This is a genomic window from Larkinella sp. C7, from assembly GCF_006149005.1.
Taxonomy (GTDB): Bacteria; Bacteroidota; Bacteroidia; order Cytophagales; family Spirosomataceae; genus Larkinella.
In genome coordinates this window covers 1-26,717 of the sequence record NZ_VBSL01000021.1, presented here as the reverse complement: position 1 = coordinate 26,717, position 26,717 = coordinate 1, and the positions used below count along the sequence as shown (strand labels likewise).

The following is a 26,717-nucleotide window of genomic DNA, read 5'->3' as shown; positions in this document are numbered from 1 at the left end:
AACGTTCAGTGTGGAAGGTACATTAACAGCTTATATAGTAGCGATGATTCTGCTCATTCGGAAGTCCCGCCGATTGTAGTATACATAGGCAATCAATTATTTAGCTTTCTTTGGGCACGTCTGTACCAGGCATTTCTGGTTGTGGTCTAAAGTCTTTTGGATCGATAATGGGTAGTATTAATGGATTTAAATGGGTTTTAGCAAAGTATGTAAAGAGAATTCCTCTCGTTGTTGATAACGAAATCGAATTGACCATGTCGATTAGCTGTTCATCGACTGTTACGGTTTGCTGTTCATCATCAACCTGTAAGCCTTGTACGGCGAAAGTGCAGCAGGTTTTTAGCTCCCCTACCGATTGTTGGTTTTCGACGTTGACAATCTGAATATCAAGCTCAACCTGTACACGTTTATTTTCACCATCGAAACGGTGCGTTAGATTAATAGAGAAACCGACCGAAGGCTTAATTTCAGTAGGCAGTAACGGCTCTAACCGATAGTTCAGCACTTCGATACCTTGAAAATGTACGCTAAACGATTCGGTGGTATCGGACATGGCTAATTTAGTGAAGGAGATGGGTTAATAATTCGACAATACTTGATCGTACCGGGGCTTTCGGTCCATTGGCAGGAGTCCACAACAGGTTCGGCATTGTAAAATACGGGAACGTAATGGTGTTCTATAACGCGCTCGCGGAGCCGTTCAACAGCCGCTGGCGTTTCGGCTCCTAATTCCACCACTTCGCTCAATAATGGCGTGCCAGCGGTTGGCGCAGTTGGCCGCGTTACATCCGTTACTAATAATTGAACACCCAACATTTCCTCAATATCAGATAATGTGTCAATCGTGAAATTTTGTGTTCCGCTCAACCAGCGCGTAACAACCGATGGTAACTGATTCATGCGGCTGGCAAACTCACTCTTACTCCAGCCTTTCGCTTCTAAAGCATCGGCAATACGGGCCGCAATGGCCATTTGTTTAAATGTGCGGGCGTGTTCTTGGGGCGTAATGCTAGCCAGAATCTGACGGCTAAGCTCCCCGCGTTTGCGTTTCTTAGGTTCCATACTTTGTTTCAATCCCTATATATATGACGCATCAATTACTCCGAAATGGCCTTCACAGGTTTCTAATTAAGTTTTTCGGATAGGTATGGTCTTGGTTTCAATCCTTGTTTATACCGTACAGCAAGCCGTTATAAGTCAGGAGATTTGCTGTCAATCATTGTCATCATCAAACTGTAATCGGCCTGCCAACCGATTACCCTCCCACCATATTTCGCCGTCGCGAATAGCCTGGTTGATTTGAGCCGATACCGTCCGTAACAGGTAGTTTTCGGCTGTCAGCTTCGGATCTTCCTGTAAGGCCCGGATGGTTTTCGCCTTGGGGCCTCCTCCACCGATGATTAATGCGAACGTGCCAAACCGGATGCAGTACAGCCGCAGGTTTTTACCTGGTATATCGAATAAAGCCACCAGTCCATCACCCGCACCCAGAGCTCCTTCGTTTTCTTTGAAGAAATTAACCCGTGCGCCCAGTTCAGCGATTGTGTAGAGCCTGTCCACAATGTCTTTAAGTTCATCAGGGAACTGCTCGTTGTATTCAGCCAGAAACCGGTCATACAGTGTTTCTTCGTCATCGTTGAGCGCAATACTGTAAATAGTTGCCCCTGACCCATCAAATTCGTTTAACTCGACAATCTCAAATCGTCTGATCGGTTTCACAATGGGTTTAGGTCTACAAAGTTAAAGCAAGTTCGGTGCCGATTTTACTTATAAGTAAAATATATAGTAAAAGGTTCTTAAACGCTTAGCTCAAAAGGGGTCTAATCGCCAAAACTATCCTGCAATAGCCGTTGAAATAGGGCCTCGCTAGCGGCCATTTGCTGCCGTACTACAGCTTTTTGACGCTCAATGCGCTCAATGATTGTGGCAAAATGCTGTTGGAGAAGAAGGGGTGGCTGTAGAATATCAATCTCTTGTAATTCTTGGGCATTAATGTTGGCCATGCCAATGATATTCTTGCACATACCTCTCAGCGTTGCTTTGCCATGTTTTGAATTTAGATAAGCCGAAATATATTCAGGAATGGCTTTCTCATTTACACGTGAACGTATTAGATAGCCTGCAATTGCCATCTGATCATCTAGTTGATATACCGCCGTTTTACCGACTAGTTCTTTGCTATTTGTACGATTGAAAACCAAATCACCTTTTTGGAGAAGATACTTAGGTTCTTCTGCTTTTGTCAGATTGATGTATTTCAGATCTGTGAAGTTCCAGTGACCTTCGTAAGTAATATTATTCATACGCAGATAGGGAAAAGAACCTTTATCCTCGGCCGGTTTACTGGTTCCATATTTTACTTCTCGCACTAAGTCCCGAATTTTTACCCGCTCCCACCCCTTCTCATTATTCATTGGGTCGCCGAATAAATTCAGAAACGTACTTTGGGCGAGTTGTTCGTAATACTCCAGAAGCTGGCGGTCTTTCTGACGCAGAGCATCGGCACGGTCTAAGATGGCCGCAATCTGGCGTTGGCGGGCGAGGGAGGGAAGGGGAAGTTTTATTTTTACTAAATCGTCTCTAGTAACACCTTTGATAGTTGCCCCTCTGCTTATTTCTTTGAAACGCTTCACCCTTTGCGAAAGAACATATACCAGATAGTTACGATCAACATTCGGCTTTAAAATCAACCCCTGTAAATCCTGACTAAAGGCTAGCGGCTGTTGATTTACAACCAACTTACCTAACCCAACTCTGGTGACAACTAATATATTACCAGCAGGAAGTATGTCGACACCTGCTTTTTCGGTCAAGAACTTTCGTGCTTTTGCGGTGTAATGATCTTTGATATCAGCACTGGTTATCCAAGGGATATTCCCACCCCAAAATTCAGGTTTTTCAGTTGACGGTGTTCCTCCACTTATAATCTTTACACAAATTTCACCTAAGGAAACGGTTTTGGTCATGGGTTGTGTGGGTTATTGAATTTCTCGCACCATTAGCGAGAGAAGTTCATTAGTTTTCAGGTATATCGACATGGTCCAGCAGATCAAACAGATAAGGTATTCCCTCATCGTCTATCGCTATGTTTTTTACAAAGCCAAACAAGTCTAACGCGGCCAGAAAGTCATCACGCCGGGCCGGATCAATGCGCAACAGCAGGTATTCGTCGGCATTATACTGGCTTTCTTCTTCAGGTGTGTAGGGGTCGAGATAGGCTTCGATACGTGGGTTGGTATCTTTTAGGGCCAGTTCCATCACCTTGTCGTAAAGAAAGGTCAGAATTCTCTCTTCATAAATTGCTTCATAGTCATGCTCCTCCGTACGGTAATCGGATGCTACCAGCGCAGCAAAGTTTATGTACAGCTGTGTCTTGTGCGGTAAGTCGTCAAAGCACCCCTCAATCACCCCTTCGATCGTCATTCTATAGGGTTCCCAAATGAGAAATTCTTCGCCCTGCCAATGGGCACAAACTTCGTCCCAGCAGTTCTCCAGGGGGCTATCCTCGCCAGAAAGCGTAATTTTTATGTCTTGTAAATCGGTTCTGATTAGATTTAACAAACTCTCGACGTGTGCGTCGGCCTGTCGGTCAACGTCATCATACGTACTATTGAAGGGTTCTAGAATCGTTGAGTCCATGTAATTATTAAAGTTCAGGGAAAAACCTGCCTCCACTGGCGACGCTAAACGGCCACCGGCTCTGCTAGTAACTCCGCCAGGGCTTTTAAGTCATCCTGCCGTTCAGCATCCAACGCGTTGATTTGAGCGATAATCGTTTCGGGCGTGTCGTAGCTTTTCTGCGCATAGACCACCTCTTTGTAGCGGTTAATGCTCAGGTCATAGGCGTTTTCACGAATCTCGTCCACCGGCACCATAAAACTCTGGTCGGTACGCGCCCGGCTACTTTCGGCCGCCCGGTTACGCCATCGGCTAATAATATCGGGTATGTCGGTGGTCGTGATGGGCGTTTCTTCGTTTTGGGTAATAAGCCGTTCGAGATCGGCAAATTTTTCAAAATCGGGCCCTGTAGCTGCTCGTTTATCGTCGAGGCTGTAGCCATCGGCCCGCATGTCGTAGAACCACACCTGATTGGTGCCGCCCGTATTGGTACGGGTAAAAATCAATACCGCCGTACTAACCCCGGCATAGGGCTTAAACACCCCACTCGGCATGGAGATCACGGCCTGTAAGTGATGGTGTTCTACCAACTCGCGCCGAATCTGCCGATGCCCTTTGCTATTGCCGAACAGGACACCATCCGGTACAATAACAGCCGCCCGGCCACCAGGTCGAAGTCCCCGGAGGATAAGTGCCAGGAATAGTAGCTCGGTTTTTTTGGTTTCTACCATCCTGATCAGGTCGGGCATTACATGGTCGGCATCCAGCGACCCTTTAAAGGGCGGGTTAGCCAGTACCATCGTGGCCGAATCAGCAAAACTGGCGTTACTTTTACTAAGGGCATCGACATCGGCTAACTGCTCGGGTTCAATACCGTGCAGCAGTAAATTCATAGCCCCAATCCGGATCATGGTCGGGTCGAATTCCATACCCATGAGCATCCGGTGCCGATAATGGTCTTGCGTAGCCGTTTTGAGCAATGACTGCTTATGAGTTTCGGCTACATACTCACCCGCAGCCACCAAGAATCCGGCCGAACCTGCGGATGGGTCACAGATAATATCGTCGGGCTGAGGGGCCAGAATAGCCACCATCATTTTGATAATATGGCGTGGTGTGCGAAACTGTCCATTCTGCCCGGCTGTGGCTATCTTGGCCAGCAGATACTCATACACATCCCCCTTGGTGTCGCGGTCGCGCATGGGCACCAGATTGAGCAGGTCCACCACCTGAGCCAGCAGTCGGGGCGTTGGAATCATGAACGTAGCCCCTTTCATATACCGCCCAAAGGCAGATTCTTTCCCCATCGACCGGATAAACTCAAACACGCCGTTGGGCTGGGTAAAGAGCCGGTACAACGTTTCCGGGTCTTTGCCATTGAAATGGCTCCAACGAAGATCGTACTGTTCGGGGGTATATATTGGATTATCAATTGGCGCTTGTGTCGCATTCGCCAAGCTTTCCTTAGCCGTTTGCAGTTCATCCAGCCGACGAAGAAAGAGTAAATAGGTAATCTGTTCGATAACCGTCAGGGGATTCGAAAGGCCGCCCGTCCAGAACGCATTCCAGACACGGTCGATATTTGTGCGTAGTTCGCCAGTAAGCATTATAAACTATTTAAATCGTTGGATACAATTGTCTGAACCACATTAATTGCTCAAAAACGCCGTTTACCAGCGAACTGAGGCCATATTGTGATAAGTAATAATCACGACGTAAATCAGCGTGAATATATTCCCCACAACCCCGATATATCGAAGTTGTAAGATGTTCAATCGTGCTATTTTGATACACCTGTGTATCGGGTTTATAATCCTTGTCTTTGTTTTTATTTCCAGACAATTGTTTTTTGACCGCCGTGAAGTCTACCATTCCGTCATTCTTAAAATGATGATCGCCAATAACAGACTGATTTTTTGAATAAATAGCTTTATAGACAAGTTCTTGAAGGCTCCTTACATTGACCAGTATAGACTTATAATCAGCTACCTGTAATTTTTCGTTGCTTTTTAAGAGCTTAATTAATACTTCCTCTGCTTCTTGACTTTTCATCAGTTCAACAGCCTCGAAAAGGTCATTATAGCTATTCCTTAATTTTGCTTCTTCTGAATCATAATAGGTTTGCCAGATGTAATCAAAAAGCTTAGTGGAAGCATTTACTTCATTTTTATTAATCACTTTGTGGTCTGCACCACTCAGGTCGCCTGCTAAATCCGCAAATCCTGTATAAAAGCAAAATGGTAAGTAACGATTTAGTTCGTGGCCTAAGCGAGGTATATCCTGAACGGCTTTTACTGCGAAGTTACCACCTTCTGTTCCTTTTACCTGCCCACGATGACGGTAGGCTTTACCGTCCAAAATAATAAATTTGATACGAGGGTTATTCCTTATTTCAAGTAGTCCATCATCCAAATTATCGACTCCTTTAATAAGGATTTGCCTTCGCTTCGCTTCCGTGTAAAGGGAGTCGCGAACAGCTGATTCATCATCAATGAAGAGTACGTTAATTGGTTTGTTTTCAGTCTTCATATTGGTAAAGTGATTCTAAATTGCACTGGGTAAGCGTCACTAGGTCTAGAGATTAGCTCAATTGTACCCTGATGCTTTTTGATAATTTCATTTATGACAAACCCACCAAATCCACTTCCAGATCTTTTATGCGAGGTACGCCCTTTTTCGAAGATTTGCTCACTCCCAATACCGTCAGCCATTGGGCGTCCATTGTTCATTAACATAATTTCGACATTCTGAAATCTACGCACACTTATTTCTGCGACGATCTGATTTCTTTCACTGTCTTGTCTGAAATCAAATCCGTGCTTAACGGCATTTTCAATTAAATAGCTAAATGCTGCATCTAACAGAAATTGATCAGCCTGAACAGTAACATCCGGCCCTTTCGTCCTATATGAATACGTATTATTATTGTTCATATCCAAGACCCTCTCTAGTAGTTCACGAATCTGCACAGGGCTAGACTCTAAAGGCTCACTTGTTTTGATAAGCGCATCTACCTTTCTAAGTGAATTTTGGAGATACTTTATACTTGTGTTCAGTCGGTTTGTTACACTTATCAACCGAGTTTTGTCCAACTCTTCAGGTGTTTCATCCTCAAAGACAGGAGCAGTGTAGTCTAGGAAACTAATAGCGCTTTGTTCTTCACTCTTTTCCTGTAAATAGGCTAACAGCGTATCGAAATCACCACGTAGGTTTCGCAATGGCTGAGACATGCTGTGCTGAAGGGTTGAAAAGCGTTCATAAGAGATTTCCTCGCGAATTTGATTTAGACTTTTACCTAAGATACGTTGCTTTTCATCAACATAAAGGCGTTGTGCATCAAGATCAGGAATTTTAACCCTAATCTTGTACAAGTCTTCTTTTCTAATATACTGAGAGGTAAGGCCTTGGTAGTAAGACCTTACTTGTTCAAGGATTGGTTCATCGTTTAAGTGATATGCTAAGTATTCTGGAAGTACCTTTTCAGAGTCTGCTTGTAGGGCAATTACAGAACGTCCATCGAGTATCAATTCTTGAGTTGTATCAACTAGAGTCGGCCTAAGTGTTGGGCCAACTAATGATAAAAGCAGAGTTTTGTTAGGTAGCCTTACCCCTGGAAGCTGACTAGAATAACTTTTTGTGTTGGCAATATTTAGATAAATTGCTTCAGAAGAATTTGGTAAACTACTGGTTCGAATTACTGGTAAGCCAATTCTTTCCTCATTAAGTAAATCCTTGCCTACAGTGCGGTAACTCACACCTTTCTTGACTGGCTTTAATAGCTGACCAAGCTCATTATTCCCATAATCACGGAATGAAACAGTAAAATAAAGAGGTACACTTAGGTTCGTATCATTATTTAGTATCTCCTCGACCGATACAAGCTTAGAAATACCCTCTTGAGCCATACGGTCACTGAATACTTGAGTAAGACTTGGTATTTTTTCTCGAAGATTTTCGATTGTTAAGTCATCCGTCTTTATAAATAGGACCGGTTGACTTTGAGTACAAGTTTTAACTAAATGTAGGATTGACGTCTTTACAGTCACAAAGGGCATAAAAAGACTAGACGGTAAGGATATAATGGATCGTATCTGCCCACTCTCAATTAGCATCTTTCGCTGCCGTTTATTTTTTGAGTGGAAAAGGTATCCGTCGGGTACAATTATAAGTGCTTGGCCCTCATCTGCTAACTGATTAAGAACAAGTTCTACAACGTCTCTTTGGTCACTACTATGAAAAAAAGGCGGATTCGTTATAATTAGATCCGGCGAAACAATAGATGGTTCGAGGAAAGAATCAGTATTTATATAAACAAATTCATCTATTCCATTTAAAAAAAGGTTAATCTTTCCATAGACTGCCGCATTTATATTAATATCCGCCAACCAATAACTTTTCTTCTTAGTAAAATCTCGTTGTTTGTCGAACTCAATTATAAATGAGCCAATACCAGCAAAAGGGTCTAATACATGATTACCGGGTAAAGTGGATGCCAGAGAAGCTATTAATTCAGCACAAGTTGAATTTGGTTCTAAGTATTGATTGTGATAACGATCACCTGAACGAAAGAGGTTTGAAAAGTAAATGCCGAAATAGAAGTCCGGAATAGATCGAATATCCGATTCAAAACCTGCAAGATCTTTCCAGCTAAAACGTAATTCCTGTTTATTGAAATTATATAGCTGATCTACTGGCAATTCGGAATGCCTAACAAGGTCTTGTATAAGGTCTTTAGCAGCCTCCTCAAAAGACATACCTGTGTATTTTTCTGGCTGAAAGCCAAGTTTACTAATTAATTCAGGATGACCTATAAGGCGAATTATAAAAAGAATTAAAGCCACGTTATCGTTTTGGTAGCGACTCCAATCTCTATTTATATCTCGCAATCTATTGGCAATGCTTAAAAACACTTTCTCATAGTGGAGCATTATACTACCATTTGACTGGTAGTCAAATCGCTCAGGCTCTTGTGCAACAACAGCGTTAACTTGCTCAGATGTTATGTAAATACTATGTTTTCGGATGGCTTCCTCTACAATTTGTTCAGCAAAAAGACTACGGCGGCTGTCTGATAATATGTGTTCTACTGTATCTGTTATAGTCATCTATTCAATGATTGAGTAAAAGTGATTCTGTATTATGAGAGAATTTGTTCAAAGTAGGAGTGGATTTTCTTCAGCCTCCATCTCGAAACCATCAATTTGCGCTACAGCCCCACCCGCAATAGCCCGCATGGAACCATACATACAGGCTGAATTATCGATAACGGCTTCTATTAATTTTTCGCGTTCGGCCCACTGCCGCTTTGTAGCCCGTTTTTCTTTTTCCAGTCCATCCTGCATCGCCCGAAACGTTTGTACGATCCCTTCCATGCACTGCCGAAATTCAGTGCTGGTCAGGTAATTATAGAGTACCTGCATTTTCTCGCCCTGGTTTTGTCGTAGAGCCTGTACTTCGGCTACTCGTAATACGCCCTGTCGGAGTACACACGCCAGCGCCCGTACTTCCTGAAACGAGCATACCCAAATGCCTTCGTGATCGCCAAATTGCAAAGAGCCTTTGGGCATGGTCTCCGTAACCAACACGGCAATATCGCCTTTATGCGCCTGTAAATCACTTTTTAGTTTACCGATCCAGGCCGGGCTAAACGCTTTCGTTCGTTTACTCTCATAAATAATACGTCCACAAATCTGCCCAAATTCATTTCGAACAGTATGTACAACGTCGGCTCCAGAGATACCCTTACTGACTTCTTCAATCTGGTCAAAGGGGAAGGCATCCGCTAATAGTTTTTCAAGGGCTACTTCCTGAACTTCGCCTTGAACCTGTTGAGAACCCTGTTCGATCCGGCGCTTCATCTCGCTCAACTGCAACGCCATACTGTCAATGATTCCCTGTTGTTGGTCAGCATGAAACTGACTTTCGTCGCGTGCCTTCTTTATTGCTTTCTGCTCAATAGTTTGCCGTTCCGACTGTAGTCGTTTCTCCACTTCCAGACCCATTGCATCACGTTGCTCTTCCAGTTGCCGCTGCTGCCGACGAAGGTCCAGCTCCTGTTGCTGCATGGTGCGAATACGGGTTGATTTTTCGCGAAGTTCGTCTTTCAATTGGTCTAATTCGGTATTCTGCTCGGCTTGAAGCTGTTTTTTCAGTTGTTGAACTAGTTGAACCCGTTGCTCCCTGAGAAGTCGCTCCACTTCCTCCTGTTGAGCTGTAGACTGTTGATTTAATTGAGCCTGCTGCTGCTTCAATGCCTCTGCACGCTGATCGAGAGCCTTCTGTTGTCCAGCAAACTGTCTTGTTTGTTGCTCTGTTAATTGATTTTTTATTTGATGAACCAGCGTCGATTCGAAATCAATTGCTTCGGAACAGTGTGGGCAGGTAAGTGTAGCCATCATATCGGTATGGGTTTTGGAGGGTTGAACGATACGAGCTTAAGGGCGAATACCATGCCAGTGCGAATTTAGCGCAAATTCGGTACATTTGGGTTCGAGAGATTTGCAATAAATGAAATTACTTATCAAATATTGACATGAAAATTTTGATATCCTGGTATGCTTTACAACATGATTTCCGTGATGGAGCTATTTCAGATGATAGCCCCACGATGCAATTTCATCAAAATTTTTTTCATCATGATCGTCATCTGATTCTGTCCAGTGCAGTGGCTGAAGATACCCGTCTTGATATACTATTAAACCGTTTAGCTCATGATTTTCCAGACCGCCGAGAGATCATTCAAGGACGGTATATGGATATAAGTAATAATGACGTGATTAACCCGGCAGCTATTCGACCGAAAATTGAAGCCTTGCTTCAGGAATTTTCTGATCATGATATTGACTTGTTTATTTCACCTGGCACACCGGCGATGCAGGTGGTCTGGTACTTTTGCCATGCATCACTTGGCCTACGTACTAAGCTTTTACAAACACGACCACCCAAGTTTAATAAAGGTATTCCGAAGCTAGTATACACTGACCTTGAATTGTGGCCCGAACCTGTAGCTGCAATAATTAAGGAAAAATTACAAGGTCAACAAGGTGTCACAAGCGATTATTTGATAACACCTTCGTTGAAGCCCGTTTATTTGAGAGCCGACAAAGTAGCTGAGGCTGACCGGGTCACATGCCTAATTCAAGGAGCCAGTGGTACTGGAAAGGAGCATTTAGCTCGCTATATACATCAACAATCATCGCGTTCAAATCGACCATTTATTGCTATTAACTGTTCAGCTTTAGGAAATGAATTATTGGAATCACGATTGTTTGGGTATGTGAAAGGGGCTTTTACTGGTGCGGCCAATGATCGAAAAGGTCTTTTTGAAGAAGCTCATGGAGGCACAATTTTTCTAGATGAGATAGGGGATATTTCGCCCTATATGCAACAATCGCTGTTACGCGTAGTGCAGGAAGGTGAATTTATGCCTGTTGGCTCGACAAGCCTTAAGAAGGTTGATTTTCGACTGATTTCAGCAACGCACCGAGACTTACGTAGCTTATGTGCTAGAGATCTTTTTAGATGGGATTTATTTTATCGACTTTCAACTACCGAAATTAAATTACCGACCGTCACCGAGAGGGGAATAACCGAAAAACGCGATCTCATCAACTTTTTCCTTAAGAGTAAGTTCAAGGAGTTCCGGCGAAAAAAGCCGATTTCCATAACAACCGAAGCCTGGCATTTTTTAGAGACTTACTTATTTCCCGGAAATGTACGTGAATTAGAAAATCTCATTGAATCACTTTATGTCTTCGCTGGGGAGAAAGTCCAGGTTGCTGACTTGCCTGAGTGGGTGCGTGAGCCAAAGGAAGCCTCTAATTCATACAATTGGCGTTTTCATGAAAAGCTTTTAATTCAACGAGCATTAAAAGCATTCAATGGCAATAAAAACAAGACATATCAAGCATTAGGATTTGGTTCAATTAATACTTTACAGAAAAAATTGGCCGAGTATAATTTATTGCCCTATGATTAAGGTGAGACTTCTCCTTTGTCTAAAAAAAGTTCAAATAGTCAAAGTGGCCAAAACCAAAAATCCCAATTGCAATGCTAACTGAAAATTCTTTACTGAGTGAAAATATTAATATTGAAAAACTTCAAGTTGGTTTGAAGCATATAGGATTTACTTTATCCAAATTTGATAACATTCAACAGAGGAATATTTTAGAATTTATAGAGTTATTTAAGATTGCAGTTGAAATCAATCCACAAACGAGTAAATTCACAAAAATGGATCTTCGACTAAAACTTGAAAAGCTTTTAAAAAAACAGTATTTATATAACCTTGATCCTGATAGCGGAACTGAAAATTTAGAGGCAATAGATAGTACCAATGAAAATTTGAGAAATAAACTTACAGAACTAAATCCTAAATTACGGAGCCCAAAACTTCCAATAAATAAAAAGCTTGGCAAAGTCAAATTTTTTGATTCTACAAAAGGATTTGGGTATGTCCATAGTTTCACGGATAACAAAGATTGTTTCATCCATGTATCAAAACTTATTACCTCAGGTATTGATGAGGATGATATAGTAATTTTTGAAACAGTTGCCTCAAGAAAAAAGCCTGGAGAATTAGATGCAATCAAAGTTTCTAACAAAATTCCTGTTTTTATTTTCAATAAAGATTCTTCGTCAAAATCCTTTGCCTATCCACTCTTAGATAATCAATTAGAAAAAGAAATTGCTTTAACAGAGAAATATGAGACTGGCTTTGCTACAGTGACTGCTCATTATCGGACATCAAGTTGGAGGGCTTCGGTTATACCTTCTGAAATAATTCAAAAAGCAGAATCAATTTTATTTGGTAAGGCCATAATTGTAAAACTTTTACCCAACCTTAATGAATATAAGGGCACAATTGAATGGCTAACATCATTGTTACAAACAGAACTCAAAGAAGCCGAAATAAATTCAATATACATTGATGTAATTAACAATTTTGAGCAGAAGACAATTCCTGAAATAAATAAGGAAATAAAGAACATCAAGGACATTTCATTCTTTAAAATATACTTAGAAGAAAAGAAGAAAACACTAAATAAAATTAGCTTCGTTTTGTGGGCACTGGGCGAAGTTGAAAAGTTACCCAATCCCTCTAAGCAAGAAGAAGTTGACATTTGGCGATTTGAAGTGTTACCATCATTAGATTGGAAGACATTACAACAGGTATTAACAAAACTTCTTTCTGAACAAGGTCCAACAAAGCAAGTTGAAGAATCATATAAGTATTTAATTGGCCAAGGCTGGGAGATTAACAGTAAAGAAGAACTGCAAGCTGTTACTATATTTCTGGAAGCATTTAAAACAGCCTTCCCTTCCATCCCATTGGAAGAAACTAATTATAGATGCAATGCCAATCAGTTTTATATAGAACTATATAATTCAGGTTCAATAAAAGAGCTTTCGGAAGCTCGTACAAAGCAATACATTGAAGAGTTAAAGACTGATGATGAAAAAGCTGGCTTCATAGAAAAGCTGCCGTCTGATAAAATTCTATCTTACTATTTTTCTTTTCCATCCCTGTCAAATTATCAAGAAAAATACATTGCTGGCATACTTGAAAGCGAATTTTCAAAAATTGACTTTTTGTGTTTCGACTTAGAATCCGATGGTGAGAAAATAAATGAGTTTGCCTGGAAAAGCAGATTAGGCGTTAAAAGCGAATCAGATTTTAAAAAGTTGGAAGATGGTATTGCAGAACTGGTAACTCTTATAAATTCAGGTTCTTTAATTATTGGTCAGAACATTAAGGAGTTTGACTTATCTGTATTATCAAATCATGGGGCTTCGCCATCTTCTGATTTTATTTGGGATACTCTCGATGTTGAAATGTTGCTTAACCCAGAAAGATTTAGTTACGGACTTAAAACACAACACAGTGCAGCATCAGATACGGAACTCACTTATCGTTTATTCAAAAATCAATTATCAAGGATAATAGTTTCGCAACGTAATTTAGATAGTCTTAAAGAATTATTGCCTGCAAAAGCAATCGAAGCAATTAATCAAATTAGCAGTAATTCAAATTGGGCATTATTGGATTATGAATATTTTGTAAAACAGTCCAATGAGTTTTTCCGTCCTAATCCCACGAACCAGAATATTTCTAAACAAACATTTAATCAACTCACAGAAAAATTAAACGAAGAGGGGAACAAAGTTGTAATTGCTCCTGAATTTCTTTGGAATACATTATCCCATCAGTTTGACCTCACATTTTATTCGGATTATAAGTCTTTAGGCTTTTGCTTAAATAAAGAAAAAATAGAAGCAACTCTTGGTGCTGATAAGTTGCTCAAGGCTATCCTTTTTCGATTTGTGGATTCATGTATTTCAAAAGGGTTGCAGCCTTATTTTCAGCACCTGCCAATAGCCATACGTTTAAAGCTAAACAGTGAGCAAGCAACGTTAATATGTGACAACATTAATGTTGGCTTTGGAAATATTAATCACAAGCCTATCTGCATTAAGTCAACTGATATAGAAATCCTAAAACAGCATGGTAAACAAGTTTCAGATTTAAAAGTAATTGTAGTTGGAAATGAATTATACAATCTAACAAGTAAATTACAATTAGGTCAAGACTTTGATTTTGCGACAATTTTCGACAGATTAAAAAATGAACCTATATGGCTGCAAATGTCTGGTGGTAAAAGTTTCATTAGTCTCAAACAAAGTCATTGCAGGCAATTGGGTATAACAGAGTTTCCAGAATTTGTTCAAAATATTTGGTTAGAAAAAATTGGTAAGGGCAAATTCAAAGTATGGTGTAATCTCAACTTCGAGGCCTGTATAAATGATTTGCCTATTAATGAGGCTCATTATATTGATTGGGTAGATGAAACCTTTACAAAAACAAATTCATTCATTATAAGGCCGGATGCCAGGAAGTCTGGTTATATAGCTGAACAAAAAAGGGTTAATCCTGAATCGTTGTATAGGAAAATATATTGGGTATATCAATTCAAATTATTTGAGGGTATTGGCAATACAAATAATCCTAAAGTTTTAATTGTAAACGATGAATTGGAAACTGAAAAGCTGTCGGCTTATGCAAGGCGTAAAGGGTATTTTATTCCTGATACAAAGGCTTCATTGGCAAGACAGGTAGAATTACTGCATACACATAGATCACCTAACAAACTTTTAATAGCTTCTTTCCTAACCTTAGACAAAATAATTTCAAGCAACTATACTGGCCCATTAGATTTTATATGGGATAGTTTTTTGCTACAGGAGAAATTGCAAATGTTGAAGGGAAAGATACCGGTAGAATTTGAAACTAATGAAGAACAAAAGGAAGATGACTATCAGGCTGACGTTAATGCTGTTCAAAAGGATTACGATTTATTTTCGCTAATAAAACTGCACAAACCACTTATTGATTATTACTATAAAATGCTTTATGATAATAATCCGGATTCGCAGCTATTTCTTTGTGATACAAGACTGACTGACTATTATGGTATTGAGAAAAGTTTAAATCTTAATGCTAAAAGTGCTCAGATGTGGTTTAAAGAAGCAGATTACGATACAGATAAGGAAATTGCAGCGGAGTTCTTTTCATCAGCTCATGAGAATGCAGACACCGACTTTAATATTGATGAAGCGAAAGAAATACTACGACAAATCTTTTTGATACCAGAAGAGGGGGGTGTTCCATATCCGTGGCATGATTACCAGCACCCATGTTTAAATGAAATTTTACCGGCAAAAAAGGATTTGCTAATTTCCTTACCAACTGGAGCAGGTAAATCTTTGTTATTTCAAGGACCGGCCTTATTCCGTTCAGCATTTTCGTGTAAGCTTTCAATTGTTATTAGTCCACTTCGTGCTTTAATGCAAGATCAGGTAGATGCCCTGTGGAATAAGGGCTTTTATAGCAATGTTGAGTTCCTAAGTGGAGACAAATCTCATGTAGAAATTAGAGATATTTATCGAAGGATTTCTGGTGGCGAGGTTACTCTTCTTTATATAACACCAGAACGGTTTAGGTCTCGTTCATTTGAAAATTGTCTTCTTACAAGATTGGATGCTGATAGTGGATTAGAATATGTTGTATTCGATGAGGCACACTGTATTTCGCAATGGGGTCAGGAGTTTCGTCCTGATTATTTGAATGCAGGCAGAAAAGTTGCAGGTTATTCCGGAGTCTATCAAATGCGTAAGTTGCTATTTTCCGCTACAATTTCCGAACAGGTTTTTGAAGAGATAAGTATTCTCATGCCAGGCGTTGTAACTGTAGAAGGCACAGAGAAAAGTTACAATCCGGTAAGAGACCACATCAAAATGGATTTCAAACATAATGTGGTTGAAGATGATAGGCTTCTTGAAGTAGCGAATTACTTAAAATCAGGCAAATTCAATCCAAAATTAAGCCGGGCAATCATTTTTGTTAAGAGCCGAAAAAAGGTTGAAGAATGTTCATTGATAATGTCGGATATTTTAAGAGAAGTATTTGGAGCAGATTGTCCTTTTGCAGATAAGGTGGGAGCATTTCATGCTGGGATGGATGCAGAAGATCGTAAGGACACATATGAAAAATTTTCTGAAACTAAAGAGATTGTAATACTCTTTGCAACAAAAGCTTTTGGTATGGGAATGGACATACCAAATATTCATTTTGTAACCCATTATTCACCACCTAGTACGTTTGAGGATTTTCTTCAAGAAGTTGGAAGGGCTGGTAGAAACGAGAAACAACGATTAGAAGCAGGTTTTAATAAAAGTGAAAATCCGATTAAGACACTTTGCCTTACCACCAATAATGATTTCGCAAAATTAAAAGACCAACTACATGAAAGCAGAATTTCATGGCATGAGGTAAAGGATATTAAACAGGTATTGGAAGAATATATCGCAAGGTTTAAACACTTGACACCGGATACTGAAATTCCAGTGGCAGTGCCGTTCAATCTATATTCAAATGAAAAAGGTTCTGTAAATGATGACCTTGATACCAAATTCAGAATTGCATTGCATTGGCTGGAACGATTAGAAAGAATTAAATTAGGGTATTTCACAATTACTCATTTAGAATTTGATTCTGCATCATTAAGCAAATTAGCCGAACGTATAAATAAATGTCCGGATAAGGATTGCGAAAAAGTATGTCATGCTATACTTGAATTACTTCCAAGTGATGCTCAATCTAATAAAGTAGTACAACTTTCTATTGCATCGTTACGAAGCATTTCAAAGCTAAGTCTTGAAAACCTATTTACTGCTTTATTAAAAAATCATGCTGCGGGTATATTAAAGCTATTGCAAGATGTAGTTATTGAGCCAACTAAAATTCGTTTAGATGAAACAAATCATTGCAAGAATATTTATTACGATAATGAAAAGTACCCAGCACTGCAGGTGGTATTTTCATTAGCATCTAAAATACTGAGCTCAGTTCCTTCTAACAGCTCCAAGTTTTTTGAAGGAGAAGAACTAGATGATTTCTTAAAAGAATCTGTAAATGAAAATTTAAACTTTAAGAAGCTACCCTGGACAAAGAAAGACAATGCAGAAGTTCAAACAAAGGAGTATAACAATTACATCAAGGATATTTTCAAAAAGAGAAGCAAACATGCCTTTACTATCATTCGATTGTTGGGGAAGACTAAACACGAAACCAAAATGGAAAAGGTTACTGATGGTAACCGGAAAGTCAGAATAAAGCAGTCAATATTTAATGGCTATCACAAAAAGGAAGAATGGTCAAATAAAATCACACAATTAGAGAAAGACTGCATAAAACTATTGGATTATGTAGCAAAGCAATACTTTGATAAAAACATAAAGAATTTCAACTGGCCGGATATTATTTCCGATTTGGATTTCAAAGGGAACGTACAATACTTATCTAACTTGCTCTTTATATTATCTGTATTAGGATATAGTAAAACAGGAGGCTTACTTCCTACCGGTATTGAGATTTACCTTACCTCAATCGAGAATATTGACGAAACAGATTTGCAATCACTTGATAAAAAAATATTTGAAGAATTTGAGGAAACCAGAAAAGTAAGAGAACTTAAATTGATTGCATTAGAGGTGTTGGCTGGATTCCAAAAAGGTGGATTGGGTAATGATGCAAGTACAGTCAGAAAAAAGCAAGATACTTTTATTAGGAGATACTTCGGATGTAATTCATTGGAAAGCTTATTGCAATTATTACAGGATGAACTTCCACCGAATGACCCATTGCTTGTTAAATGGAGGGGTGATGCGATAAAAACTGAAGAAGACCGTTTGAATCAGGAACAACGAAAAGTTTATGATGCCGAAATAAACCAGCATATTAATGTAATGGCAGGGCCTGGTTCCGGTAAAACACATACTTTGACTCTTCGTGTTGCAAGATTAGTACATCATATTGGGACTAATCCAGAAGAAATTTTGGTGCTGGCATATAACAGAGCAGTTGTTTCTGAATTAAAAGAAAGGTTAGGCCGCCTATTCAACGACTTGGGTTACGGAAATTTAGCTAAGAGAATCAAGATATTTACCTTTCATGGTTTGGCTAAAAGATATTGCCAAAATGAAATTAAAGGTCAACCATTTGATGAATGGGAAACAATTTTACTTGATCAACTGAATAATGCTCCTGGGCAAATAATGAATCAATTAGCCCCATTAAAGCATATTTTGGTAGATGAATTTCAGGACATTAATAATGTAAGAATTAGGCTTTTAAACAAACTGCATGAATTAACCTATTCTCATTTGTTTATTATAGGCGACCCAAATCAAAGCATATATGGCTATGAAAGAATAAAAGAAGGTGGAAGGATGAGCCCTTGGCCATATTATGCTGATTTTAATGAGATATTCAATCCAACTCAATTTGAATTGTATGACAATCACCGGTCTTATCCGGCAATTTTGAATTTAGCAAGTCAGATATTGACACTTCCGGAAGAGCACCAACATTTAATTCCAAGACCAACAAGAGTTCCTGATGAGAATTTCATTGCTAATTATGCTCAAATCATAGACAGGACACAGCAAAGGGTTGATTGGTGGGATCAGATTTCAATATTAATGCAAGAAAGAGTTGGGCAACGGCCATATAAGCAGATAGCAATTCTTTTCAGAACAAACAACGAAGTATATAGAGGCTTTCAAAAAATAAAAGGACTTAATCTTCCCAAAATTAGAATCCGAATTCAAGGTAGCTTACCTTATGAGTTCACTCGTATAAGAGAATGTCATGCAGTTATATTGTTCTTAAAATCTAAAATAGGCCAACAAATTCCTTTAGATTTTAAGCAAACTTTTCGTGTATTTATAAACGACCTGATAAACAACAACCAAAATTGGAATCATTTTTACATTAGGGTAATTCATGCACTTGTTTTGGAATACTTGGAAGAACAAGATGAAAGTCAGGTATTCGATAATTTATTAGAGTTTATAACCGAATTGACCTATAAAGATGATGGTCAGTTGTATAAAATATATGAAAAATATTTAGATAGAATTTCGGCTGCAACTCATGAAACGGAAATAGTTTTAACTACAATGCACAAGGTTAAAGGGCTCGAATTTGATAGCGTTATTATCCCTCCATCATTCTCAAATCTACCTTTAAAAATCAACGACCTGTTAACTCAAGCTGAACTTGATGAACAGTTAGACGAAGAAAAACGATTGGCATTTGTAGCTTATACAAGAGCAAGGTATCGTTTGCTAATCTTCAAACATTTCAGAGAAATCGCGTTAGCAAATAATAACCGCTATGTTATTCCTGAAAATGCAAATGTGGGCCTTGGCATCCCTGTACAGCCGGAAATTAAAAAACTAAAAATAGGCTGGGCTGCTAAAGCATTTAATTTTAATGGCGGTGTAAACAGTTATATTAATACTTCGGTCAAAAGTGGTGATTTTGTTTTTGTAAGAAGGAGAGTTGTTCCATACAACGGCACACAATTTATTGTTCATGAACTGCTAAAGGAAAACACAACAAGACCCATCGGAGAATTAGCGGGTAACGCCAATATTGTCAGAGACCACCAAACTGTTTCAGGATTTGTTGTGAACGAAGTGGTGGTTTGGTCATATGAGGACACTTGCAAATTCGATTCAGATAATGATACAAATTTTGCAAGAGATTGGTGTCAGGAAGCAAGGAATCAAGGTTACATTTATTTGGTAGACTTTGCTGGATTTGGAGTTCCAGTAGATTAGTAATTTATCAGTCAATATAAACTTCAACTCATAAGTATTTTGCATTATAAATGAATTTCTTTAAAGTATGAGCTAATAAAATTTAGGTTAACATAATTAAATTTATAAAACACAAAAAATAGGCATAAATCGCTGTAAATTAATGTATTATGAAACTAAATAATTAGTTTTTTTAGATCCATTTCTATGCATTTATGGCAAATAATTTTATGCCTATTTGGTTTCGATAACCCAAGGCATTTAATCGTTCAGCCAAAGCGGCTTAGGTGAATCTAAACTTTCTACTTTTTTTAAAGCCTTTCAATGGTTTCAATAACTTGGGCAATTCTTTCGATTTCGGCCTGATTCCACAAACGTGGATCTTTTTGTTTCCGGTGATAACTCGATGGATCAATACCTAACTTCTTACATAGGAAGGTAACGGTAATATCCGTGTTTCTCAGACTTTCGGCAATAGATTCACTTAACTGCTGGCCGAATTCAATGGTTTCCTTATATAGCTGTGCGATGGTGTCATTTTGCACCAGTTTTGTCAACGCACCAATTTCCTGTTCAGGGATATTCTGAGGATATTTCAAGCGTTGGTAGTACATCGATGCGGTAATTTTCAGTGCTGTCTGCACCGCTTTCAGGCTGGCATTCTCGCGGACCTGTGCCTTGATGGTTTGCGCTAATGCCTGTAATTTTTCCTGATAATCAATATAAGCCTGCTTAATGGGTGATTCCATAGTGTTGACCGGAAATTGCCGTTTAACCAAATTGGTTTTCTAAACCGATTCCGTACTTGAACACAAATTTCAGAATATCAATAAACCTTTAAATGCCTTCGGAAGGCCTTTTTACCGATTAAAGTAGGGGGCGAAAAGATCTAATTCAAAATCGATCAAAACCTCATTTTCTCCCGAGTACTGATATCGTAATTCGGTGTTATGAACGAATTCCATTTCATCCGGTGGAATATGACAACAAGCACCGTCCATGGTAACCCAAACAAAACGAGTGGGTTCGAGTAGTATCGCAACGGTTTGGTTCACTTTCTGGAAACTCCGGGCAAGGTCGCCCACTTGCCAGAGGTGTTGCTTTTTTACGGGCAATGCGTGATTTGAATGGGTTTGCTCCATACTGATTTTACTGGTAAAAATTTAGGTTTCCCATAAGATGATACAAAGGTGCCAATCCTTGCTACCCGGTTTGGTAAGCGGTATTACGGTCCGTACGGTGCTCTTCATCAGCAATCGTAAAACCATGTAAGCGTCCTGTCGGTTGCTGATCAATCGGCAAAACCCCTAACAAATCAAGTGGTTTTCCCCTCGATTCGCTAATTTTCACCCGATTGCTTCTTTTAGGGTTCCCGGCGAAGCCGGGGCACTATGAAAAAAAGTGGCCCGCTTTGCTGCGGGCCTTCGGCGGGCGTTATTCAAGGGGTTCGGGCTGTAGATCGCTCAGGACAGGAGCGATGAACTGAACCGCTTTCTGAGCCTCTTTAGCGGCCCAGAAAATGAATTTCTTATCGTCCCGTAGCGGCTTCAACCAGCCTTTTAGGTAGGCGGCTGAATTATCCAGTAAGGTTTCATCAGCGATGCCAGTAAACGTATTCAAGAAGGCGGCACCCAATTCTGCGACTAATTCTTCCTTGGAATAATTGGTCGAACCAAACGGGCAAAGCTGTGTGACCCCCTCCCGGTTCAACCTGCTTTCATGGCCAGTACTGTGGGTCAACTCGTGGAACAAAACGCTGTAATACGCCTTTGAACTGGAAAACTGTTCTTGATCCGGCATATTGACCAAATCAGCCGATGGGCTGTAATAGGCTCGGGCTTTGTTGGTGTGCCGAATAGCGGGGGCTTGCGGCATCTGGGCAACGATGGTTTCACAAACCTGAATAGGTTCATTCGGATTCGTTGGGTGGGCGGGCAACACAAAGTCAATGCCTTCGACATCGCGGATGTTAAAGACGTTGTAATACTTGATAAAGGCCTTTTTCTTGGGTTGCTCGGTTCCATCGGGGCCCGTGATCGTTTCGGTTTTGCTGTCCACAAAATTCCAGTAAATAACCGGCAATGATTTCGCCCCTTTTTTGATGGTGCCACCGTTTTCCCGGGCCTGGTTAAAGGTGCAAAAGAAAGGCACATCATACGGGCTGAGCGACAGCAGGAATAAATTAATCCCCTTATACATGTTTTTATTGAAATAATTCTGGGGAACCACACCCACCGTCGACCACGATTTAACCCAGGGGTTTACGCCGTGTTCGAGCTTTTCAATAAACAGGTTGGTGACCTTTTGAAACACATCAATGTCATGAGCGGAGGTTAATTTCTGGGGTTGCATAGGGGTCAATGTTTACGTATTCAACTCATTGATTATGATATAAATATAAACATTTATATCATATAATACAATATTTTTACACATAAAATATGGTAATATGGTAATTTTCAAAACCGATTAATTCGTTTTTGAATCCAACCGTTGGGCACTCATGGCAAAGAATTTGTTACCTCTTCGGGTCCGATATCCCATGGCATTTAAGCGCTCAGCAACAGCAGCATAGGTGAGTCCGTCTTTACGGTACAACCGGACGAGTTCAGCCGCTTGCAAATTGGCCTGATGGCTGCGAGCATTCTGCTGGCGGATTTCCAAACCCTTCTGCGTAATAGCCGGTGTGATATTGGGCATGCCCAATTTATGTCCCTGGGCTTTCTTGGCCTGTAAAGCGGCCCGGGTCCTTTCCCCAATCAATTCCCTTTCATGTTGGGCCAGAACTGCCATGATTCCTACGGTGAGGGTATTGGCATCGGGAATGTCGCAGGCCACAAAGTCGACCTCGGAATTACGCAGGGAAAAGATAAAAGAGACATTGCGACTCAACCGGTCGAGTTTTGCAATCAGTAAACGCGCCCGGTGTTGTTTAGCAAAAGCAATAGCGGCCGATAGTTGGGGGCGGTTGGCTTTCTTGCCGGATTCCACTTCGATGAATTCGGGTAAGAGTTCATCATCCGCTTTGAGGAACCGGTTTACGATCTCGCGCTGAGCCGAAAGACCTAGGCCGCTTTTTCCCTGGCCAGCCGTTGAGACCCGGTAGTATGGTACGTATTTCATTCTTTAGATATAGGTATTGGAATGGGGAGAGGAAATGAACCCTTCTTTCCCTTTCCAACAAAATTTGACTCTTGAAGGTGTTCCACGGATAAAAGTAGCAAATTATTCATGTTTATAACGTTTTCACAACGGTCGTAATAGATATGTAATGGTATTTTTTTCTATCTTGCCGCATGGAAACCTTCGTCGCTTACTACCGGGTCAGTACCCAACAGCAGGGAAAGTCGGGGCTAGGACTGGATGCCCAGCAGTCGGCCGTCCGACGGTTTGTTCAAAATCCGTCTGGGATCCTGGCGGAATTCACCGACATTGAATCGGGCAAGGTCAACCAGCGACCCCAGCTACTCAAAGCCATCCACTACGCCAAGACTCACCAGGCCCGGCTCGTCATTGCCAAACTGGACCGACTCAGCCGCAACCTGACGTTTATTTCGTCGCTGATGGATTCGAAGGTTAGCTTTGTTTGCGCAGATATGCCCGATGCCAATGAATTTACCATTCACCTGCTGGCCGCCCTGGCCCAGCAGGAACGTAAGCTGATCAGTAATCGTACCAAACAGGCACTGGATCAAAAGTTACGCCAGGTCGGTCAATGGCGTAACGGTGCCCAGTCCTTTCTGCACCCATCAGTCTCGGCCAAAGCGGCCGAATCGAATCGAAAGAGAGGCCTAACGAATGAAAACAACCGGAAGGCCACCGAGTTGATCCGCGCGCTGGTGATGATCAACTTGAGTTACGGCGAAATTGCCCGGCGCTTAAACGGTGCCGGCTTCCAAACGGCACGGGGTGGAAATTTTCAAACTACGCAAGTCATGCGATTAGCCAAACGGGCAGGTTTCGTTAAAACGGAATTGACTTAGGACTAAAAGATAATCTGCATCGTAACCCTGCGGGTTTCCAGTTGATAAAGGCCTATTTTTTTAACAACTTACTTTGTTATTCAAAGTTCTTTGGAATACCTTTACGACGGCTGGATAATAAAACCTCCAGGGCTCTTTCAACGGCATTCTGAAGCCATAATTCGCAGGCACTATGACCCTTAAAATTACGAACATCTCCAAAACGTATTCCACCGGTGCGGTACAGGCACTTAAAAACGTAACCCTCACCATCCCCCATGGCCTGTATGGTCTCTTGGGACCGAACGGTGCCGGTAAGTCAACGCTCATGCGCATACTGGCCACTTTACAGGAACCCGATGAAGGGACCATCAGCCTGGAAGTCTCTAGCCCGGATTCAGGGCATGTCATCGATGTAGTCAATCAGAAAGACGAAGTACGCCAGACTTTGGGCTATCTGCCCCAGGAGTTTGGCCTCTATCCGAAGGTAAGCGCCGAAAGTCTTTTGGATCATTTCGCCATCCTGAAAGGCATCACGACCCGCAGGTCCCGCCAGGTGGTCGTCGAGGCACTGCTGCGGCAAACTAATCTCTGGGACGTCCGCAAACAGAAACTCGGTGGCTATTCGGGGGGGATGCGTCAACGCTTCGGTGTCGCCGTGGCGCTGCTGGGTAACCCGAAGTTGATGATCGTGGACGAGCCTACCGCCGGGCTGGATCCGGCCGAGCGCGTACGCTTTCTGAATTTATTGAGTGAACTGGGCGAGAACAGTGTTGTGCTTCTCTCCACGCACATTGTTGAAGACGTGAGTGAGTTGTGCACGCGCATGGCCATCATCAACAAAGGTGAAATCATACATGAGGCCGAACCGCTGAAGGCCATAGAAGGACTCAAAGGAAAGATTTGGCGGAAAATTATCGAAAAAAGTCTCTTGCCGCAGGTGGAGCTGGAGCATAAAATCATTTCCACCAAACTCCTGGGCGGAAGCACGGTCGTCCACGTGTACAGCGGGGAAGAGCCGGTTGGTTTTGAGTCGGTGCCGCCTGACCTCGAGGATGTTTACTTCAGCGCCATGGCAGGTCATTATCCCCAACGAGCCGGCCTCCAACCGAAATAAGCCTAACCATAGCCATGAAGTTCCGGGAAATCTTTCGCTTTGAGTTTGCCTACCAGGTCCGCCGTCCTTATATCTGGCTCTTTTTAATTGTTCTGGTCTATTTGAATTTCCTGATGACCAGAGACCGGGCCGTCTCCGAGGCTCTTTTCGAGGAATTTTTTATCAACTCACCATTTCTCATCGCAAATACCACGGTATTTGGCGGCCTGATCTGGCTGATGATGGCCGCGGCCATAGCCGGCGATGCGGCCGCGCGGGACGCCGGGAGCCGAATGCATCCACTGATCTATACCACTTCCATCACCAGGGCCCAGTATCTCGGCGGGCGTTTTTTGGCGGCATTCGTTCTCAATGCCCTGCTCCTGCTGGCCGTGCAGGTGGGGATCCTGCTGGGGATCTACTTGCCGGGCGTGGATCCTGAGTTGATTGGCCCCTTCCGACCGGCTGCCTTTCTGACCGCTTACGCCTTTCTGTCACTGCCGAACGCATTCGTGGCGACGGCACTCCAATTCGGGCTTGCCATCCAAAGCGGAAGGGCCATGGCCAGTTACTTCGGCAGTTTCATTCTCTTCTTCATGGGCTTTTTCGTGGCGTCTTTCCTACTTTACAAGCTGGGTCTAGGGACACTAGTGGACCCGATTGGAATTCGGTTCATCGTAGAAGACATTGCGCATTTGTGGACAACCATTGAAAAGAAGGAGCGACTGCTTAACCTGGAGGGTATTGTCCTGACGAACCGTCTCATGTGGCTCAGCATCGGTCTGGTCTCAGTCGCCGTTACCTATCTGGGTTTTCGATTCACCCATCGTTTGGGGAGCACGTCGCGGTGGACACGCCTGAGCCTTCTGTTCCGTAGACCACAGGTGGTCAGAGAGGATGCCACTAATTCGCCGGTGATCGGTATCAGGGCCAGCACACCAATCTGGGTTCCGGTGATCCCACGGACATTCGGCTTCGGCATGCACATCCGCCAGACGCTCACCCTTGCGTGGACGTTGTTCCAAACGATCGCGACGAGCTGGGCCGGACTTGCCCTGCTGACGGTTATCCCACTTCTGACCATTCCGGTGGTGGTCGATCAAATGGAATCCAACGGCGTTCCCCTGGTTCCCACGACCACGCGGGTCATCAACGAGTTGACCGCTCCGCTGTCTGCCGAACTGAGCCGTTGGGTGATCATCCCGGCGCTCCTCATTTTCTTTGCCGGTGAACTGATCTGGCGGGAACGGGAAGCCCGACTCGGCGAGATCACCGACGCAATGCCTGGGTCTGAATGGGCGCCGTTCCTGGGCAAATTCCTGGGGCTCGGTCTCCTGCTCGTCGCCTTCACCACGCTGCAGATGTTTGCGGGCCTGTTCGCTCAGGCGATACTGGGTTACAATACGTTTGACGTGCCGTTATACCTGAAAATTCTCTTCGGACTTCAACTTCCCGAATACCTCCTTTTCGCGTTTCTCGTTCTGGTCATTCACGTATTGGTGAACCAGAAATACGTCGGTCACCTGGTGGCGACGATCACTTACGTATTCATCACCCTCTCCTCCCTCTTCGGAGTCGATCATGATTTATTCGTCTACGGAGCTGGTCCGGGGTGGTCGTACACGGAGATGCGCGGCTTCGGCCCTTCGCTGGGTCCCTGGCTCTGGTTCAAGCTCTACTGGGCGGCCTGGGCGGGGCTTCTGGCCGTCGTGGCGAGACTCCTCTGGGTACGCGGCAGGGAAGAGGCCCTCCGGTTTCGGCTTCTGATGGCGCGACGCCGTTTCGTCGGTTCAACGCCCTGGATGGCCGGGACGGCGGTGGTGCTCATCCTTGCACTCGGCGGATTCATTTTCTACAACACCAATGTCCTGAACCAG

17 protein-coding genes and 1 pseudogene are annotated in these 26,717 nt (G+C 42.1%); 5 read left to right on the top strand and 13 right to left on the bottom strand.

Going from position 1 to position 26,717, the window contains the following annotated elements; all coding sequences use genetic code 11:
• Positions 1-100: 100 nt before the first annotated feature.
• The 9 genes from FH871_RS28935 to FH871_RS28895 form a co-directional block, all read right to left on the bottom strand.
• Complete coding sequence (locus tag FH871_RS28935; protein ID WP_138994901.1) at positions 101-553, bottom strand: hypothetical protein; 453 nt, start codon at positions 551-553, stop codon at positions 101-103.
• Between the two features lie 2 nt (positions 554-555).
• Entirely contained in the window at positions 556-1,062 is a 507-nt protein-coding gene (locus FH871_RS28930; RefSeq protein WP_138994900.1) for a helix-turn-helix transcriptional regulator, read from the bottom strand.
• Positions 1,063-1,212: 150 nt separating this feature from the next.
• The gene (locus FH871_RS28925; protein ID WP_229317687.1) at positions 1,213-1,719 is read right to left on the bottom strand and encodes a hypothetical protein; all 507 of its coding nucleotides are present in this window, start codon (positions 1,717-1,719) and stop codon (positions 1,213-1,215) included.
• A gap of 101 nt (positions 1,720-1,820) precedes the next feature.
• Complete coding sequence (locus FH871_RS28920) at positions 1,821-2,966, bottom strand: restriction endonuclease subunit S (RefSeq protein WP_138994899.1); 1,146 nt, start codon at positions 2,964-2,966, stop codon at positions 1,821-1,823.
• A 49-nt stretch (positions 2,967-3,015) separates the two neighbouring features.
• Positions 3,016-3,639, bottom strand: a complete 624-nt coding sequence (locus tag FH871_RS28915) for a hypothetical protein (RefSeq protein WP_138994898.1) — start codon at positions 3,637-3,639, stop codon at positions 3,016-3,018.
• A gap of 44 nt (positions 3,640-3,683) precedes the next feature.
• A complete protein-coding gene (locus FH871_RS28910) occupies positions 3,684-5,225 on the bottom strand; it encodes a class I SAM-dependent DNA methyltransferase (protein ID WP_138994897.1) in 1,542 nt (513 codons plus the stop codon).
• A gap of 10 nt (positions 5,226-5,235) precedes the next feature.
• On the bottom strand, positions 5,236-6,147 hold the full coding sequence (locus FH871_RS28905) for a hypothetical protein (RefSeq protein ID WP_138994896.1): 912 nt from the start codon (positions 6,145-6,147) through the stop codon (positions 5,236-5,238).
• On the bottom strand, positions 6,144-8,723 hold the full coding sequence (locus FH871_RS28900) for an N-6 DNA methylase (RefSeq protein WP_138994895.1): 2,580 nt from the start codon (positions 8,721-8,723) through the stop codon (positions 6,144-6,146). The genes FH871_RS28905 and FH871_RS28900 overlap by 4 nt, the downstream gene beginning before the upstream one ends.
• Before the next feature lie 48 nt (positions 8,724-8,771).
• Positions 8,772-10,016 (bottom strand): DUF2130 domain-containing protein, encoded by a 1,245-nt coding sequence (locus tag FH871_RS28895; RefSeq protein ID WP_138994894.1) that lies wholly within the window; start codon positions 10,014-10,016, stop codon positions 8,772-8,774.
• Positions 10,017-10,150: 134 nt separating this feature from the next.
• Between FH871_RS28895 and FH871_RS28890 the strand changes: the two genes are divergently transcribed.
• Both FH871_RS28890 and FH871_RS28885 read left to right on the top strand, forming a co-directional pair.
• Positions 10,151-11,596 (top strand): sigma 54-interacting transcriptional regulator, encoded by a 1,446-nt coding sequence (locus FH871_RS28890; protein ID WP_138994893.1) that lies wholly within the window; start codon positions 10,151-10,153, stop codon positions 11,594-11,596.
• Between the two features lie 71 nt (positions 11,597-11,667).
• Positions 11,668-19,803 (top strand): UvrD-helicase domain-containing protein, encoded by an 8,136-nt coding sequence (locus tag FH871_RS28885; RefSeq protein WP_138994892.1) that lies wholly within the window; start codon positions 11,668-11,670, stop codon positions 19,801-19,803.
• A gap of 290 nt (positions 19,804-20,093) precedes the next feature.
• On the opposite strand, the gene FH871_RS28880 is transcribed toward FH871_RS28885, so the two are convergent.
• From FH871_RS28880 to FH871_RS28865, 4 genes are all read right to left on the bottom strand, one after another.
• Positions 20,094-20,531, bottom strand: coding sequence for a hypothetical protein (locus tag FH871_RS28880; protein ID WP_114408608.1), 438 nt, complete (start codon positions 20,529-20,531; stop codon positions 20,094-20,096).
• Positions 20,532-20,642: 111 nt separating this feature from the next.
• Positions 20,643-20,924, bottom strand: a complete 282-nt coding sequence (locus FH871_RS28875) for a hypothetical protein (protein WP_114408607.1) — start codon at positions 20,922-20,924, stop codon at positions 20,643-20,645.
• A 292-nt stretch (positions 20,925-21,216) separates the two neighbouring features.
• The gene (locus tag FH871_RS28870; protein ID WP_114408606.1) at positions 21,217-22,134 is read right to left on the bottom strand and encodes an ArdC family protein; all 918 of its coding nucleotides are present in this window, start codon (positions 22,132-22,134) and stop codon (positions 21,217-21,219) included.
• Positions 22,135-22,251: 117 nt separating this feature from the next.
• Positions 22,252-22,905 (bottom strand): recombinase family protein, encoded by a 654-nt coding sequence (locus FH871_RS28865; protein ID WP_114408605.1) that lies wholly within the window; start codon positions 22,903-22,905, stop codon positions 22,252-22,254.
• 173 nt (positions 22,906-23,078) lie between these two features.
• Here FH871_RS28865 and FH871_RS28860 point away from each other — a divergent pair, with 173 nt between their 5' ends.
• The 3 genes and pseudogenes from FH871_RS28860 to FH871_RS28850 all read left to right on the top strand — a co-directional run.
• Positions 23,079-23,765 (top strand): recombinase family protein, encoded by a 687-nt coding sequence (locus tag FH871_RS28860; RefSeq protein ID WP_114408604.1) that lies wholly within the window; start codon positions 23,079-23,081, stop codon positions 23,763-23,765.
• Positions 23,766-23,937: 172 nt separating this feature from the next.
• Positions 23,938-24,861, top strand: coding sequence for an ABC transporter ATP-binding protein (locus tag FH871_RS28855; RefSeq protein WP_114408603.1), 924 nt, complete (start codon positions 23,938-23,940; stop codon positions 24,859-24,861).
• A gap of 14 nt (positions 24,862-24,875) precedes the next feature.
• A pseudogene (locus FH871_RS28850) lies at positions 24,876-26,717 on the top strand (hypothetical protein); the annotation flags it as partial.

Coding starts and splice junctions, on each gene's coding strand:
- FH871_RS28935 (WP_138994901.1), bottom strand. CDS start 553: ATGTCCGATACCACCGAATCGTTTAGCGTACATTTTCAAGGTATCGAA.
- FH871_RS28930 (WP_138994900.1), bottom strand. CDS start 1,062: ATGGAACCTAAGAAACGCAAACGCGGGGAGCTTAGCCGTCAGATTCTG.
- FH871_RS28920 (WP_138994899.1), bottom strand. CDS start 2,966: ATGACCAAAACCGTTTCCTTAGGTGAAATTTGTGTAAAGATTATAAGT.
- FH871_RS28915 (WP_138994898.1), bottom strand. CDS start 3,639: ATGGACTCAACGATTCTAGAACCCTTCAATAGTACGTATGATGACGTT.
- FH871_RS28910 (WP_138994897.1), bottom strand. CDS start 5,225: ATGCTTACTGGCGAACTACGCACAAATATCGACCGTGTCTGGAATGCG.
- FH871_RS28905 (WP_138994896.1), bottom strand. CDS start 6,147: ATGAAGACTGAAAACAAACCAATTAACGTACTCTTCATTGATGATGAA.
- FH871_RS28900 (WP_138994895.1), bottom strand. CDS start 8,723: ATGACTATAACAGATACAGTAGAACACATATTATCAGACAGCCGCCGT.
- FH871_RS28895 (WP_138994894.1), bottom strand. CDS start 10,016: ATGATGGCTACACTTACCTGCCCACACTGTTCCGAAGCAATTGATTTC.
- FH871_RS28890 (WP_138994893.1), top strand. CDS start 10,151: ATGAAAATTTTGATATCCTGGTATGCTTTACAACATGATTTCCGTGAT.
- FH871_RS28885 (WP_138994892.1), top strand. CDS start 11,668: ATGCTAACTGAAAATTCTTTACTGAGTGAAAATATTAATATTGAAAAA.
- FH871_RS28880 (WP_114408608.1), bottom strand. CDS start 20,531: ATGGAATCACCCATTAAGCAGGCTTATATTGATTATCAGGAAAAATTA.
- FH871_RS28875 (WP_114408607.1), bottom strand. CDS start 20,924: ATGGAGCAAACCCATTCAAATCACGCATTGCCCGTAAAAAAGCAACAC.
- FH871_RS28870 (WP_114408606.1), bottom strand. CDS start 22,134: ATGCAACCCCAGAAATTAACCTCCGCTCATGACATTGATGTGTTTCAA.
- FH871_RS28865 (WP_114408605.1), bottom strand. CDS start 22,905: ATGAAATACGTACCATACTACCGGGTCTCAACGGCTGGCCAGGGAAAA.
- FH871_RS28860 (WP_114408604.1), top strand. CDS start 23,079: ATGGAAACCTTCGTCGCTTACTACCGGGTCAGTACCCAACAGCAGGGA.
- FH871_RS28855 (WP_114408603.1), top strand. CDS start 23,938: ATGACCCTTAAAATTACGAACATCTCCAAAACGTATTCCACCGGTGCG.